This window comes from Paraburkholderia flagellata (assembly GCF_021390645.1).
Lineage (GTDB): Bacteria > Pseudomonadota > Gammaproteobacteria > Burkholderiales > Burkholderiaceae > Paraburkholderia > Paraburkholderia flagellata.
In genome coordinates, this window is sequence record NZ_JAJEJT010000004.1 from 696,880 (window position 1) to 712,031 (window position 15,152).

The window sequence follows — 15,152 nt, forward strand, 5'->3', positions numbered from 1 at the left end:
CGCGCAATGCGCAAAGGAGCAGAGGTGAACCGCACGCAGGGGCGCTTCGTCGAGTTATGGTTGCGCAGCGGGGGAGCGAACGCCGAGGCCGTCTATGCCGATCTCGCGCGTCGCTATGGCGAACCGGGGCGGCACTATCACACGTTGCACCACGTGCGCCGCTGCCTGCGCGATTTCGATCAGGCGCGCGAAGTCATTGCGCAGGGCGATCTCGTGGAGCTTGCGCTGTGGTGCCACGATGTGATCTATGTTCCAGGCGCCAGGGATAATGAGCAGCGCAGTGCGGAGTGGTTGCGGCGCTGCGCAGGCGATCGTATTGCAACATGCGAGCGCATTTGCGAAGCGATTCTCGCGACCCGGCATACCGGCGTTCCCGATGAACTGGATGTGCGCTTCGTATGCGACATCGATCTCGCTTCACTCGGCGCGCCGCGCCGCCAGTTTCGTGATAACGGCGTGCGCCTGAGAGCCGAGCGCCCGGACCTCGACGACCGTGCGTATGCCATGCACGAGCAAAAGTTGCTGCAAGGTCTCCTCGCGCGGCCGCGCATCTACCTGACCGATTACTTTCATTCACATTGCGAGGCGGCGGCACGCGCCAATCTCGCGTGGCGGCTCGCACGGCCGATGCCGGGCGCTGCCCCATGAGCCCGGGTATGCAAATCCATGGTTTGCTCAGGCAAGTGCTGGAAGACGTCATGTCGGTCATGGACGACGTGACGCTTCCCGGCGCGTATCACGCCGCGTTTCTCGACAAGACCAACGAGATGCTGCGCGCGCTCGAAATGCGCCATGCACAAGAGGAGGAGTAATTACCTGAGTTCGTTGTCGGCTGGCAGGTCCCGGCTGACGATTTCTGGTGTTTCGCTGAACACGATACGAACTATCGAACCCGGCCCGTCCCGGCTTTCGATACGAAACTGCGCGCCGATCATCCGTGCGCGCTCCCGCATGCCCTGTAGCCCATACGAATTACCACGGATCGCTTTCGCGACATCGAATCCGCTGCCATCGTCATGGACCTCGAGTTCGAAATGATCGTGGATGCGACGCAGGACGACCTGGGCATGCGAGGCCTGCGCGTGCCGGCTGACGTTGGTGAGCGCCTCCTGCACGATACGAAAAACAGCCGTCGCACGGTCGTCGCTCAACGTAGGTTCACGGCCTTCGAGCCGGAACGTGCAAACCGTTGCATTGTGCCGTGTGAAGTCCTGAACGAGCCATTCGAGCGCGGAAAGGAGTCCGAAGTTCAGCGCGGCAGGCCGCAAGTGACTCGCGACGTTGCGCACGATGTCGATGGTGCGTTCGGCCAGACTTCCGATGTCGCCCACCTTTTGTTTCCACTCGGCGCCGTGAGTCAGCGCGAGCTTGAGCAAAGAAACGTTGATCTTGATTGCGGTGAGCAATTGGCCCAGTTCGTCGTGGATGGTCATGGCGATCTGGCGCCGCTCTTCCTCGCGGATCGATTCCTGATGGGACGAAAGCTGCCGCAACTGCTCGCGTGAATGCCGAAGCAACTGCTCGGTACGCGTGCGTTCGCGCACTTCCTCCTCGAGCTGATCGCGATGGCGCGTGAGTATCTCCATCGCCTGCTTGCGGCCGGAGATGTCGGTCAACTGCCCTTCGAGGCATTGTGGTCCCGTGCCGTCGTAGCGTATGCCGCGGGCGTTGAGCTGGCACCACACCGCGGTGCCGTCGGCGCGAGTCAGCTCGATTTCCAGCCCTGCGATCTTGCCGGCCAGGTGCAGCATGGCGAACAGTTGCGCCGTATTCTCGCCCGAGTATGGCGGTGGCGCGTGAACGGCGCACGCGTTATCGCCGAGCGCAGCCATCATGCTCTGAACGTCACGATAGCCGAGCAGTTGAGCCATCGCGGGATTGGCGTCGCGCAGCTTGCCATTGCGATCGAGTACGAAGAATCCTTCGAGTGAATTCTCGATGATGCTGCGGTATTTACGCTCGCTCTCCCTGAGCGATGCGGTCGAATCGCTCAATCGTTCGGCCATTACGTTCACGCGTGCCGCCAGCCGTCCGAGTTCGACACTGGATTCGATCGCGCACCGGCTGTCCAGATCGCCGGATGCGATGCGGTCGACCATTTCCTCCAGGCGTCGTATGGGTTCGCGCACCAGGTGTTTGATAAGCAGAAAGGTCGTGACATACACCACAGCGAGCACGAGCACCAGTGTTCCCAGCACCGCCGCGCGCGCGGCTTCGAAACCGCGGTCGGCAGCGGCCCTCGTCAATACCACTCGGACCTCGCCGATCTTTTCGGGCGGTGCGTTGCCGGGTGGGGTGAATGCTATCGGCCGCACGCGCACCACGCGCGCCTGCGGGTCAGGCATCGGCGCATTGCTCGCGTCGGCGAGCACGCCATAATTGGTCGCGGTAACGGTGAAGCTCACCACCTCCGGATTCGGTTTGAGCACGTTCAGTTGCCGTGCAATCGCCTCGCGATCGACATTCCATAGCGGCTGCGCAAGCGATTGACTCAGCAGATCGGCAATGCGGTTCGCGCGTTCATCGAGTTCCGCGATCCGGCGCTCGCGCGCATGTTCCAGCAGGAAGAAAGCCGACGTTCCCGCCACCAGCGTACAGAGCACGAGCAGCGAGAGCACGAGCCGTGCATGCAGGCTGCGTGGAAAGCGCACTCGGGAAACGGTCTGCGAAGGGGCTCGCAACGGGGTTTGCAGCATCACGCGGCCTTTGAAGCGGCATTGAGCAGGGCGTCGAGATCGAACGCGTAGGCGCCTGCGCGCCGGCTTTGGATGCGTGAAAAGCCGCTGAAGTCGAGGGGCGTGCTGCCTTGAAATGCAATCTCCGCGTAACGCCCCGCGTCGCTGCCGTCGAGCACTTTCAGATAGTCGAGCCGCTGACGCGGGCCGCCGACTTGCGCAAAGTCCGCGCCGTAATGGTAGTCGTGAATGAGGACCATCGCGCACGCGCCGATGAACTGGTCGCCTGCGACGATCGCGGCCAGCTCGCCGCGAACGACCGAAGCGACGGCTTCACGCAGCGCGCCAACGCCGCCAACGATGGTCGACAGATGCCGTTCCTGCACCGCGCTCAATGCGCCAAGCGTCATCGTGTCGTTAGCAGCCCATAGGATATTGGCATCCGGATAGCGCGAGAGCAGCACGCGTGCTTTGTCGCGCCCATCGGAAAAACTCCAGTCGCCATAAACAAGCTGATCGATACGGTCCTGCGACCGGCGCGCCAACGCGGCCTGCACGCCCGCGGCGCGCTGCGCCGACACAGGCGTGGCAGGGTCGCCCGTAATGCCGATCACGCGCGCCGGCCCGCTGCCGTTCAAGCGGCGCAGGTAGTCCATGAGCCGATAGCTTCCGCGCTCGGCATCGGCGGTGACGGTGCCGATCCAGTTCGCGATCCGGCCGCGCTCGTTACCCGTTTGCGCGCGCTGGGTCTCGGTCAGATCATTGTGGATCAACAGAACCCTGGCTGATGAGCGCACGAGCGTTTGGAGCATCTGGGGCGCCGCCATCTTCTCGTTGACGATCACCACATAGTCGGGCGCGGCCGAACGCGCGGCTACGGACTCGGCCTGGCGAAGCATCAGCAGATGATCGCGCTCCGCGTAAAGCACTTCTAGCTGCATGCCGAAACGTCTTGCAGTCGCGGCCATGAAGCGCGACACGAGCTGCCAGTGCTGACCCGTATCGTGTTCCACGCTTTCGCCAGGATTCAGAAATACGACGCTTGCCGGCGGGCGGCTGACCGGCAACGCCATGGCCGCCCGCATGGTCACGAGGCTCGCGCCTATGCCGACGCATTGCGCGATCATCTGTCTTCTGTTCATACGAAATCAGCGTATGCCATGCGGGGCATTGTGTGGAACCGAAGGGGCAGTCGCGCGCAGCATAACGCGACGTAATCGCGTCGACAATCCGCTTTACTGCGGGCGAGGATGGTCATTCAAGGCAGATATTCAAGGGTGCGACTAGCGATCGAAGCCCGATATTCAGGATTTCCTGACACGAAATTCAGGATTCCCTTTTACCGTTTGCAGTCGAAGACGACTGCACGCGATCATTGGCGGGATCATCATGACGTCAGCATATTTTTGAAGCGGCAGAGGCGACGCGCGATGATTTTCGAGTGGGACGACGGTCTGGCGTGCGTTCAGGACGTGGACACGATCTGCATGCGCCTGTTCGATGCATGGTGCGAATCCCGCAATCTCACGCCATTGGCGTATTTGATGCACTGCTGGCCGCTATCGGACAACCGTGCGGGCACGATACGGCGTTTGCAGGAAAGCATGAAGGACCTGCGTCACAACCATGCGGACAAACTCGATCTGTATGCGTTGTCCGCGCTTGGCGAACTCGCGCGCAGTCTCGATGAACTGATCGATCGTGCGGAAACTTCCGCGCGGCAGTCGTTCGCCACGTAGCGTACGGAGGGCTAACGGGACGCGGGAATCCGTATTACCTGCATACGTGATAACGAGTTGCCGGAGGGCCATGGCTTTGGCAACGATGTCAAAACAAAGGAACCAGGGCCGGAGCAACCGTGGGCATGATGACTGACTCGCAGGCCACGACAACGAGCGTCTGCACGATTCTGGTCGCAGGCGGTACGCCGAACGAGACCCGTTTGATCGCCGATCATCTCGTATGGGAGGGCTATCGGGTGCTCCCCGCAAACAACGGCCTCGAAGTGCTGGAGCGCTCGTACGTCTCTCAGCCCGAACTGATTCTGCTCGACGCAGAAGCCGCCAGTGTGGGCGCCCTCGCAACCTGCCGGAGCCTGAAGGCAGACGAGCGCACGCGCGACATACCGGTGGTGCTCATGATGCCGGCTGGCAATCATCGAGACCTGGCCGATGGGTTCAGGGCCGGCGCAGCCGACCATCTATGCAAGCCCGTGCACGTCGAAGCCCTGATGGCCAGAGTCCGGACCCATACTGCGTTACGCTCGGCCCAACAGCGCATCGTCATGCAGCAGCGCCGCCTGCAAGCGTGCGAAGCGCGCTTTCGGGCCATCGTCGAATCAGGCCCGGTGGCGATGGGCATCACCTCGATGCCCGACGGCCATCTGCTTTATTCCAATGCGCGGTTTCGCGAGCTGTTTCGCATCGATGAAGCGGCGTGCGCGAACGTCAGTATTGTCGACTTCTACGTCGATCCGATGGAGCGCGAGCGACTGGTGCGTTGTCTCGCCGCGCAAGGCAGCTTCGGCGACGCGGAGGTGAGACTGCGCCGTCCGGACGGGACGCAGTTCTGGGCCATGGCCACAGCACGGTTGTCGAACTACGACGGCGCGCCCGCCATTTACGTAGGCCTGCATGACATTTCGGGCCGCAAGTGCGTGGAGGACGAACTCGTGCGCTCGCGCGAGCAGCAGCGTGCACTGTCGGCCTATCTGGAGGGTATGCGCGAAGACGAGCGCAAGCGCAGCGCGCTGGAGATACAGGACGAACTGGGCCAGTTGCTGACCGCGCTGAAGATGGATGTCTCGCTGCTGAGGATGCGGCTCACCGACGATCCCGAGGCGACAGGCAGAGCCGACGACATGCGCGAACTGGTCGAAGGCACGATATGGATGGTCCGCAATGTGGCAAGCCACCTGCGGCCCGCGGCGCTCAACTTCGGCCTCGTTTCGGCACTCGAATGGCTGACCAGTCAATGGAGCCGGCACAACGCCATCCCGTGCGAACTGCACATTTCAAGCGGCGAGCCCACCTTGCGGGACATGCAGGCCACCGCGCTCTTTCGCATCGTCGAGGCTGCATTGACGAATGTCGCGCGCCACGCTGCGGCGCAGCGCGTCGCGGTCACGCTCATCACAGGGCCCGGCTCGCTCGACTTGCGCGTTCGCGACGACGGCTGCGGATTCGACGTGGCCGCCGCGCATGCAAAGTATGCTTACGGTCTCCTTGGCATGGCCGAGCGCGCGAGGCTGATTGGTGGTACGTTGAGAATCGACAGTCAGCCTTGCAAAGATCCCACCATTGGCATCACGTCCGGCACCACGATTTCGATCCATGTACCGCTCGAAGACATCCCATGATCAGGATACTCATCGCCGATGACCATGCCATCGTACGTGGCGGACTCAAGCAGATCCTCGCGACGACTGTCGACATGGTCGTGACGGCGGAGGCCGGGCAGGGGTCGGAAGTAATCGAAAAGCTGAGGACCTGCGAAGTCGACCTGTTGCTGCTGGACATGACGATGCCGGGCATCAGCGGCGTCGATCTGATCCGCCGCGTGCGTGCCGACGAGCCTGCGTTGCCGGTGCTCGTGCTCAGCATCCACAACGAAGCGCAGGTCGCCTCGCGCGCGCTGCGCGCCGGCGCCACGGGCTATGTGACGAAGGACAGCGATCCCGAAGTGCTGCTGGCCGCGATTCGCAAGCTCGCGGATGGTGGGCGCTTTATCGACCCGAAGCTCGTCGACGCCATGGTGTTCGAGAAGCATGCGGGCGACGTGCCGCCGCACGAGGTGCTCTCCGACCGCGAATTCCAGGTGCTGCAAATGCTCGCGTCGGGCAAGAGCATCAACGACATCGCCGACGCGTGCGCACTCAGCGCCAAAACGATCAGCACGCACAAAATGCGGCTGATGCAAAAGCTCGGGCTGGGCAATAACGCCGAGGTGATCCGCTATGCGATCCGGCACGGTCTGGTCGGCGAGTAGACGGCGGCCATGCGTGGCGAGAAGGAAATCCTGACAAGCGAACCAGCCATTCCTTAGGGAACTATCTACCCGTCCCGATGGCGGCCGGTTTAACGGCTGCCTACGATGCTTTGACGTGAAGCGTGGGGGACAGCGATGGTGGTGCGGCAGTCGTTAGAGGCAGCAGTCGTGAAGTGGCTGAACCCCACCAGCAGGCAGACAGTGCGGGTCGTGACGGTCCATCGCGCCGCGTCCGGGCGGATTGCGAGTGTGTTCATCGAGGCGCAGACAGCTGACGGGCCACGCGCGCTGTTTTTCTTCCGCCATCCCGACCGTGGATGGCAAGTGTTTCCACCGGACATCCTGCGTCCTTCGATGGGTGTGGCGCGCGCAGTGACAAGAAATTAGCGGCAGGTCGGCCGCAAGCGGAGATTGCGCATGGAAGAGATCGCGCCGGACGAATTGCCGTCCCACTACGAAACGAAACTCCGTGACTGGATGAGCCGGTGGTACGACCACGCCGTTGCACAAGGGCTCGTGCGTCCGCCGTTCTTGCTCGACGACGCGAAGGCTGAACGGCTCGAAGGTTATTTCGCCGCCGGATTGACACCATCGGAAGGTGCGCAGGCTTTCTTTGGTCCTGCGCACTGACGCCTTCGTGATGGTGTGTCGCACGCTCAAGCACCTACGTGCTGGCGGTGGCGCTCGAGTCGATCCAGCAAATGCCGAAGTCGTCGCGCCTGGGCGGGCATGATCTGCGGCGTGGACGCGATTCGCTGGACGCGGTCGAGCCAATAGCGGCGGCCGAACACGGCGATGTTGTCATCGACGGCGACGGCGATTTCGAGGTGCGTGATCGCGCCATCGAGGTTTTTCGCCGTATAGGGGCTTTGTTCCCGAGCTCCGTTTTTAACGTCTTGGTGTGTCGCTACACGCTTCGCATCTTGAGCGGCGTGCTTCGGACGCCCGAATGTTTCTTGTTCAATTGCAATTATCATTATTTTGCCTTGCCGTCGAATATGTCTGCCATGCGCGCGCGAATTGCGAATCGCTTTTTGCGATCCACACCGCGACCCCGTCGTGATTTCGGTGCACGCGTGTTGCCCTTCTTTCCGGTCCCGAATATTGGAGGGTAAGCAACGATCGCGCCAGCATTGCGCAGCCCCGTGTGGATGGGCTCCGGCAGCGCGTGAGTGAGTGGCGAAGGACGATTTCGTCCGGAGATGTGACCGGGAGTGGACGATTTCGTCCAATTCCCGACGTGGCTCGGCGTGAATTATCTGGGTGGCAATACTGCCTGACTTAGCGGCCTGCGGCGGGTCCCTGGTCGCTCGTTTCGCGAGACGCTTCATGCCGCAGTTCGGCCAGCAACTCAATTGCGCCCGCAATGCGGCTGGTGGAATCGGCTGTTTGCTCCCGCAACCCGCGAGCGAGCGTATCGATCGCTTCGGCGCGGCGTCCGGTGGAGCGCAAGAGGTCCGCGAGGTAGCGCGCGGCATCCACGCGCGCGGGCACCGAACCGAACGCGAGCGCCGTCGAAAGGGCGGTGCGCAATCCCTGCTCGGCCGACGTCAGATCGCCGAGCGCCCACTGCGCCCGCGCGCGCGTGACCAGCAGTTCGCCAAGATGGGCGCGCTCCTGGCGCGCGAGGGTTTCGTCGACGGCAGCGGCCAGCATCGCTTCGCATTGCTCCGCGCGGCCGGATCGCAGCAGCAGTTCGCCGTGCTGCCACATCTTGAAGGAATGGAATAGCGCGCCGCCGTTGCAGACCATGTGGTTGTCGTAACCGTCGAGCATGACGGCTTCGGCTTGCGCGTTCATGCCATGCGCGCTGAGATCGGCGCCGCGGAATATCTGGCCCATGCCGCGATAGAAAGCGAAGCCGTTGGCGATCGACACCGATTCGAGTTCACTCGCGAGCGGCCCGCGCCGCGCCTGATCGCCGAAAAGGCAAGCCAGCCACGCCGCGCCCTGCAGGTTGAGGACGTGCGCCAAAGCGTGCGTACCCGGCTCGCCCGCGCGCAGGATCAGCATTTCCATCGCGCGCCGGGCCTGCGCGAACTCGCCGATCTGATAGGCGGCCAGCCCCTCGAATGTCAACGCGAGGCTCGCCAGATCGATGCCCTGCGAGCCCGTGCGCACATCGTCTCTCGTCACGCCGAGCAGATTGCCCCGCGCGAGGCAGGCAAGTGCTTCTTCGCTGTCGCCGAGCCAGTAGAGGGTGTTGGTCATGGCGACGTGCGCTTCGTCGAGCGACACGCGGTCCCCGCTGTTCTGGGCGCGCTGCAGCATCTCCTGTGCGCTCGCGCGCGCCTGCTTGAGCTGGAGCGTCGTCAACTGGGTGGTCCAGACGCCGAACTGGATCGCCGCAATTTCGCCGGGCTCGCAGATCCCTTCTCCGATCTCGAGCGCCGCTGCGTAGCAGGCCGTCGCTTCTGCGTACAGCCAGCCGTGCACGCTGCGCAGGCTCATGCCGAGCAGCCGGTAGGCGTCGAACTGTGCGCGGCGTACGGTGGCCTCGTCACGGCTTGTCTGCAGCACGTCGAGGCAACGCCGCAAATGAGGAATTGCCTCGGCGAAGCGCGATGCTTCGATTAGCGCGCCTGCGTGTTCGAGACTCTTGTGCGCTTCGCGATGGTGTTCCTCGCGCGACTTCAGGCGGCGCTCGACCGTCTTGCGCCCGACACCGAGCAAGCTGGCCGCGGCGCTCTTGTTCCCCGCGGTGCGTTCCAGTGCGCGATCGATGAGGAGGTCTTCAGCGGCGGCGAGTTTGTCGCGTCCCTCGAGTTGCAGCAGCATGTCGGCGAGCGCCGCGCGCGACACCGATCCGGCCGTTTCGCTGAGGAGAAACGGCTCTAGCGTGTCTTCATCGATCAGCGGCTTTTCGGCGAGCACGCTCAACTGGCTGATCAGATTGCGCAATTGCCGGATATGGCCCGGCCAGGCATGCCGGCCGAGCCGCCGCAGGGCCGCCGGCGAAAACTCGATGCGGCGGTCTTGTTGCGAGGCGAAATGGGCGACGAGCGCGGGAATGTCCTCGACGCGCTGGTCGAGTCCGGGTACGGCCAGCACGAACACCGCGAGCCGGTAAAACAGGTCCTCGCGAAATAGCCCCTGATGCGCCAGTTCGCGCAGATCCCGGTGCGTCGAGGCGACCACGCGCCCCTCGAAACGCAGGGACGACGAGCCGCCGACCGGACGGAACGTCCGCGTTTCGAGTGCGCGCAGAAGTTTGGGCTGCAGCGCGAGCGGCAACTCGCCGATCTCGTCGAGCAGCAGCGTGCCTTTGCCGACTTGCTGCAAGAGTCCCGGGCGAGTCTCGCCGGCGCCGGTGAAAGCGCCTTTGACGTGCCCGAACAGTTCCGCCTCGACGAGATGCTCGGGAATCGCACCGCAGTTGACGTCGACGAACGGTTGATCGTGGCGCAAGCTGCGCGTGTGCACGCGGCGCGCGACCAGTTCCTTGCCCGAGCCGGTTGGCCCGATGATGAGCAAGGCGTGATCGGTGGGCGCGACGCGATCGATCATCCTGACCAGTTGACGAAACGCCGGCGCTTCGCCAATGAATACGTCGTCGCTGGCCTTACCTCCGGAAAGCGGAACGAAGGGAAAAGTACTCATTGCCTCGAGGGCTCCCGATAAACGCGTGGCATTTTTTTGTGATTGTCCCGGAGATGATGATCGGTGACGGCGTATCGATCCCGCGCGTCTACCCGCCCTCCGGCTATCGAATCGAGCGCGGACAGCGCAAGCACAGTGTGTTCAATAAACTCAACTAGAACCTGCAGTTTTCGAGCTTGTAGCGCGAAGGGGACTTGCCGCTGTTCTCGAGGAAGAAACGCGAGAACGCGGAGGGAGAAGAAAAGCCGAGAAGATCGCTCACGGCGGCCACCGAATAATCGGCCAGTGGCAGCAACCGCCTGGCTTCCTCGAGCCGTGCGTGGGACAGGATCGCCTGGAAGTTCGTCCCTTCGCCCTGCAAGCGCCGGTGCAGGGTCGAGCGCGAAATGCCAAGGCGGCCGCAGACTTCCTCCATGGGGTTCGAAAATGGCAGGCCAGCATGTGCCTCGCGAATCATCTTCGTCACGAAATCTTCGATCCTCGAAGAAAAGGAATGGCCGAGAAGAAAGCGTCGGATATCGGCATCGGCCTGCCCGCAGAGAATGTTTTCGGTGATCTCGTTGTACTTGCGATATGGTATGTCCGCCAACCCGGTGTTCATCAGCATGCGGTTGCGGCTTTGTCCGAACTTCACCGTCGCACCGCAAAGGTGCGATAGCTGAGAGACGGCCGCAAATGCGTCTCCAGTCAGCTCGATCTGGGTGGGGAACGGCTCATCGTCGTTGTACTGTTCGGCTAGCCGGATGAGCAGCAGAAAATTATAAAAGGCGCTCGATGAACTTCTGCCCGCGCCGTCCAGAACGTACTCGAATTCGAATGTCTGGCCAGCGCGCTTGACCTTCACCGTATCGACATTTCCGATCAAGACCCGATAGCGCAGGAACTGGTCAAAGGCCTTCGTGAGCGTCGGGCTATTCGTGACGATGGCCAATAACGTGCTAATGGGCGCGCGAAAGGAATAACTGGAAAAAATTTCGAGCCGCTCCGAAGCCTGGTAGCCGGGCTCCAGCAGATTGAGCATCGCAATGTGCTTGTGAGCAGGTATGCGCCCGTCCGGATGGGCGAGTTCGGCCTCCGTTATGCCGGTGAGGCGCGTGAAATCGTGCGGCGACATGCCGTGTTCAACTGCGGATCTGAGTGAAAGCTGGGCAAGGACGTTTGAAACGGTCTTTTGATCGGTCGTCATGGGAGACACCATGGAACGGGGAAACGTCGCCTCGGCAAACCGCGTGTAGCTGGTGACTTTAGCATCCTTGTTTCAAACGTCAAATGGCCTGATGCGCTCGCATATCGAATCGGCATGATTCGATTCGCATTGCTCCGAGCCTGCGCCGCGAAACCGTAATCTGCTCGCAAGGTAACGGCGAAATGGCACATGACGCAGGGTTAAGGCAAACCCTGATGTCGCGACATAAGGTTAAGTTCCGCGACAGCACGATAAGCGCAAACGTTTCTCTGGGTGATATCGTCATCTCGCTACGTAGGGTAATTCAATACAAAACAAGACGAAAAATGTAGTCCGATTACGGCCCCGCAATCCTGCGGGTCATCGCTCATGCAATCGGCAAGACAGGAGAGACACCGTGAGGAATGCGAAGCAAATAGCAGTTGCGGTCGCCGGCGCATTGTGTGCCGGCTCCGTGGCGTACGCGGATCAAGCAGCCACCAGCAACACATGGGGCGCCAGCCCGTTTTCGATTGTGTCGCAGTTCTTTTCCCAGGCTTCAGGCGCGGCACAGCCGTCCGCCGACTGGAAAGACAAGGGCGATATCGCCGACCGGCGCGCGGCAGTGCTGGTATCCCAACTGACGCTCGACGAGAAGATCCAATTGGTGCACGGAACGGGCATTCCCACCGTCGGTCTGGGTGGCCCGTTTCCTTCGTGGGTGCAGGGCGCAGGTTACATCCCCGGCGTCAGCCGTCTGGGCATTCCCCCGTTGGCTACCGCGGATTCGGCTGGCGGCGTGAACGTGCAGAACGCGCATACCACGGCTTTTCCCGCACCGATCGGGCTCGCCTCGAGCTGGAACGTGGCGCTCGCGGGAGCCTACGGCGCGCGTATTGCGCGTGAGCTTCGCGTGCTCGGCTATGCGGAAGGACTGGGCGGCGGCGTCAACCTTGCACGCGAGCCGCGTGATGGCCGCACGTTCGAGTATATGGGCGAAGATCCCGTGCTGACCGGCACGATGAGCGCCGCCCGCACCATGGGAACGCAGTCGCAGAACGTGATCGCTACGGTGAAGCACTACGCGATGAACGACCAGGAAACGAACCGGATGACGAGTAATTCCGTGGTCGATGAGAGGACGATGCGGGAAACGGAGTTGCTCGCATTCGAAATTGCCGTGCGCGAGGGACATCCCGGCAACGTGATGTGCTCGTACAACCTGATCAACGGCGTGTATGCGTGCCAGAACCCGGAGCTCCTCACGACCATCCTGAAGAACGAGTGGGGATTCAAGGGCAAAGTTCAGTCGGACTGGACGGCCAACCATAGCACCGTCGCGTCCGCGATGGCGGGTCTCGATGAAGAGCAGCCAGGCGATCTCGGTACGGCAGGGGCGGGCTTTGGCATTCAGTCGTATTTCAGCAGCGCGCTCAAGGCCGCGGTCCAGGCCGGCAGCGTCCCGGTTTCGCGTCTGAATGACATGGTCTTTCGCAAGCTTCGCACCATGATCGCGCTTGGCGTCCTGGACAACCCGCCAACCCCCGGCGGCTCGGTCGACCAGACGGCAGGCAATCGCGACGCTTTGGCCGTGGCGCACGAGTCGATAGTTCTGCTGAAGAATGGCTCGGCATCTGGCAGCAATCAGCCGGTCCTTCCGCTCGCTGCTAGCGGCCTGCATTCGATCGTCGTGATTGGAGGACATGCCGATGTCGGCGTGCTGTCCGGAGGCGGGTCGGGAGGCGTGCCCGCGGCAGACGGCAATGCAGTATCGGGATGCCAGTCCGGCAATCCGCTGCTTTCGACGTGTGCGACATGGTATAAGTCCTCGCCGTACAGCGCCATCAAGGCCAAGGCGCCCCAGGCGACGGTGACGTTCTTCGACGGCACGAACGCCGCGGCGGCAGCGAGCGCGGCCGCCAGCGCCGATGTGGCGATCGTGTTCGCCACGCAGTGGGAAAGCGAGGGCACGGACCTGGCGAACTTGTCCTTGCCGGACAACAAGGCGGACCCGAGCAATCAGCTTTACGACCAGAATGCGCTGATCAATGCGGTGGCCGCGAAGGCCAAGCGGATCATCGTCGTGCTGGAAAACGGGAGTCCCATTACGATGCCGTGGCTCGCCAGCGTTCACGGCGTAGTGGAAGCGTGGTACCCGGGTGTGCAAGGCGGGCAGGCGATCGCGGACATTCTGTTCGGCGACGTGAATCCGTCCGCCAAGCTGCCGATCACCTTCCCGCGACAGGAAGCCGATCTGCCGCAGCCGACGATCGACCCCAACAACCTCAACGTCGTCTATAGCGAAGGACTCCTGATGGGATACCGCTGGTTCGATGCGAAAAACATCGATCCGTTGTTCCCCTTCGGCTACGGCCTCTCCTATACGACGTACTCGTACTCGGGGCTCAGGACGCGTACCGATCATGGCGGCAACGTGATTGCCACCTTCACCGTCGCCAACACGGGTTCGCGTGCAGGGGCCGAAGTTGCACAGGTGTATGCGACACTGCCGCCGGGCTTGGGCGAGCCGCCGCAGCGCCTGGTGGGCTGGGCGAAGGTCGCTTTGCGGCCTGGCCAGTCGCAACAGGTGAACGTCGTCATCCCGGCGCGGCGCCTCGCGACATGGAATGTCACGACGCACTCGTGGCAAGTGCATGGCGGAAGCTACGAGATCCGGGCCGCGTCGTCGTCGCGTGACACGAATGCGTTGTCAGAACGCGTGACCGTTGGGGATATGCACTAAGGTGCGGACGGCCTGGGCGGAGCATGTGCCCAGGCCTTCTGCACATTTTCAATCGACCCTCCGCGGCTTGGGGCGGAGAAGTGGACTAGCCGGGTCGCTTTTCAAATACATCCTTGACGACCGGAAGTGCCGTAAACACATTTGGCCAACCCGCATAAAACGCCAGTTGCGTCATCACTTCCTCGGCCTGTGCCCTGGTCAGCCCATTATCCATTGCACGGTTCAGATGGTAGGTCAGTTGCGCGACCTGTCCGGTGGCGACCAATGCGCTGACCGTGACGAGACTACGGTCGCGGGGCGCAAGGCCGGGTCGCAGCCATAGGTCGTTGAATAATGCATCCCGGGTGAATTGAACAACCCCCGGCGAGACGGCGCCAAAATTTTGCTGCACTGTGCTTTCGCGCTGATCTTCTGCCGCCTTGTCGACAGGCAGAAGTTCAACTGCCGCAGGCGGGAGTTGCGTCACGGTAATCCCACGTCTCTCGAAAACGGCGTTCGTTACCTTCACGGCGGCGGTCGCATTGGCCCAGCCGGAATAAAAAGCGAGATGCGTGATGATCTCCGAAATCTCGCTGGGCTCGAGGCCGCTGTCGAGGGCGAGGTCGAGATAGAACGGCAACTCTGTGCTCTGATTGCGAGCAATCAACACTGACAGCGTGACGATGCTGCGATCCCGGGCGCAGAGCTGCGGACGTTTCCACAGGTTGCCCAGCACCACATCATTCGTATAGCTCGCAAGGGCGGGTGAAACGCTGTCCATTCCGGCAAGCAGGTTGACGGAGGACGCGTGAGCCAGACTTTCCATACCAGTTTTCCTTTCGAACTGCGAACAGGCTGCGGTACCGAGCGCAAGCGACATCATCGCTACAGCGAATATCCTCATCGGCACTCCCCTCGACTGCGCTTGACCACATGCCGAATCTGAAATCTAACGTACCCACTCATCATCGACTAGGCGCTAAAATCGGCAAACACCTATGAA

Annotated in this window: 13 protein-coding genes; 7 read left to right on the forward strand and 6 right to left on the reverse strand. The window is 62.2% G+C overall.

Features of this window, described 5'->3' with window-relative positions; genetic code table 11:
• Positions 1 to 6 precede the first annotated feature (6 nt).
• Both L0U83_RS33755 and L0U83_RS33760 read left to right on the forward strand, forming a co-directional pair.
• The gene (locus L0U83_RS33755) at positions 7 to 648 is read left to right on the forward strand and encodes an HD domain-containing protein (protein WP_267939640.1); all 642 of its coding nucleotides are present in this window, start codon (positions 7 to 9) and stop codon (positions 646 to 648) included.
• Between the two features lie 8 nt (positions 649 to 656).
• The gene (locus tag L0U83_RS33760) at positions 657 to 812 is read left to right on the forward strand and encodes a hypothetical protein (RefSeq protein WP_233888498.1); all 156 of its coding nucleotides are present in this window, start codon (positions 657 to 659) and stop codon (positions 810 to 812) included.
• On the opposite strand, the gene L0U83_RS33765 is transcribed toward L0U83_RS33760, so the two are convergent.
• Positions 813 to 2,681, reverse strand: a complete 1,869-nt coding sequence (locus L0U83_RS33765) for a PAS domain S-box protein (RefSeq protein ID WP_233888499.1) — start codon at positions 2,679 to 2,681, stop codon at positions 813 to 815.
• Between the two features lie 14 nt (positions 2,682 to 2,695).
• Positions 2,696 to 3,817 (reverse strand): ABC transporter substrate-binding protein, encoded by a 1,122-nt coding sequence (locus tag L0U83_RS33770; RefSeq protein WP_233888500.1) that lies wholly within the window; start codon positions 3,815 to 3,817, stop codon positions 2,696 to 2,698.
• Between the two features lie 288 nt (positions 3,818 to 4,105).
• Between L0U83_RS33770 and L0U83_RS33775 the strand changes: the two genes are divergently transcribed.
• The 4 genes from L0U83_RS33775 (at position 4,106) to L0U83_RS33790 (ending at position 7,292) form a co-directional block, all read left to right on the forward strand.
• A complete protein-coding gene (locus L0U83_RS33775; RefSeq protein ID WP_233888501.1) occupies positions 4,106 to 4,414 on the forward strand; it encodes a hypothetical protein in 309 nt (102 codons plus the stop codon).
• A 125-nt stretch (positions 4,415 to 4,539) separates the two neighbouring features.
• Complete coding sequence (locus L0U83_RS33780; protein ID WP_233888502.1) at positions 4,540 to 6,033, forward strand: histidine kinase; 1,494 nt, start codon at positions 4,540 to 4,542, stop codon at positions 6,031 to 6,033.
• Positions 6,030 to 6,662 (forward strand): response regulator, encoded by a 633-nt coding sequence (locus L0U83_RS33785; protein ID WP_233888503.1) that lies wholly within the window; start codon positions 6,030 to 6,032, stop codon positions 6,660 to 6,662. The genes L0U83_RS33780 and L0U83_RS33785 overlap by 4 nt, the downstream gene beginning before the upstream one ends.
• A gap of 417 nt (positions 6,663 to 7,079) precedes the next feature.
• Positions 7,080 to 7,292, forward strand: a complete 213-nt coding sequence (locus tag L0U83_RS33790) for a hypothetical protein (RefSeq protein WP_233888504.1) — start codon at positions 7,080 to 7,082, stop codon at positions 7,290 to 7,292.
• A gap of 26 nt (positions 7,293 to 7,318) precedes the next feature.
• Here L0U83_RS33790 and L0U83_RS33795 read toward each other — a convergent pair whose 3' ends face one another.
• The 3 genes from L0U83_RS33795 to L0U83_RS33805 form a co-directional block, all read right to left on the reverse strand.
• The gene (locus L0U83_RS33795) at positions 7,319 to 7,639 is read right to left on the reverse strand and encodes a hypothetical protein (RefSeq protein WP_233888505.1); all 321 of its coding nucleotides are present in this window, start codon (positions 7,637 to 7,639) and stop codon (positions 7,319 to 7,321) included.
• A 304-nt stretch (positions 7,640 to 7,943) separates the two neighbouring features.
• The gene (locus L0U83_RS33800) at positions 7,944 to 10,262 is read right to left on the reverse strand and encodes a sigma-54-dependent transcriptional regulator (protein ID WP_233888506.1); all 2,319 of its coding nucleotides are present in this window, start codon (positions 10,260 to 10,262) and stop codon (positions 7,944 to 7,946) included.
• A 154-nt stretch (positions 10,263 to 10,416) separates the two neighbouring features.
• Positions 10,417 to 11,448: an AraC family transcriptional regulator gene (locus tag L0U83_RS33805; RefSeq protein WP_233888507.1), complete on the reverse strand. Its 1,032-nt coding sequence runs from the start codon at positions 11,446 to 11,448 to the stop codon at positions 10,417 to 10,419.
• 583 nt (positions 11,449 to 12,031) lie between these two features.
• Here L0U83_RS33805 and L0U83_RS33810 point away from each other — a divergent pair.
• Complete coding sequence (locus L0U83_RS33810; protein ID WP_233889142.1) at positions 12,032 to 14,170, forward strand: beta-glucosidase family protein; 2,139 nt, start codon at positions 12,032 to 12,034, stop codon at positions 14,168 to 14,170.
• Between the two features lie 85 nt (positions 14,171 to 14,255).
• Here the strand turns inward: L0U83_RS33810 and L0U83_RS33815 are convergent, their stop codons facing one another.
• Entirely contained in the window at positions 14,256 to 14,975 is a 720-nt protein-coding gene (locus tag L0U83_RS33815) for a carboxymuconolactone decarboxylase family protein (RefSeq protein WP_233888508.1), read from the reverse strand.
• Between the last annotated feature and the right edge of the window lie 177 nt (positions 14,976 to 15,152).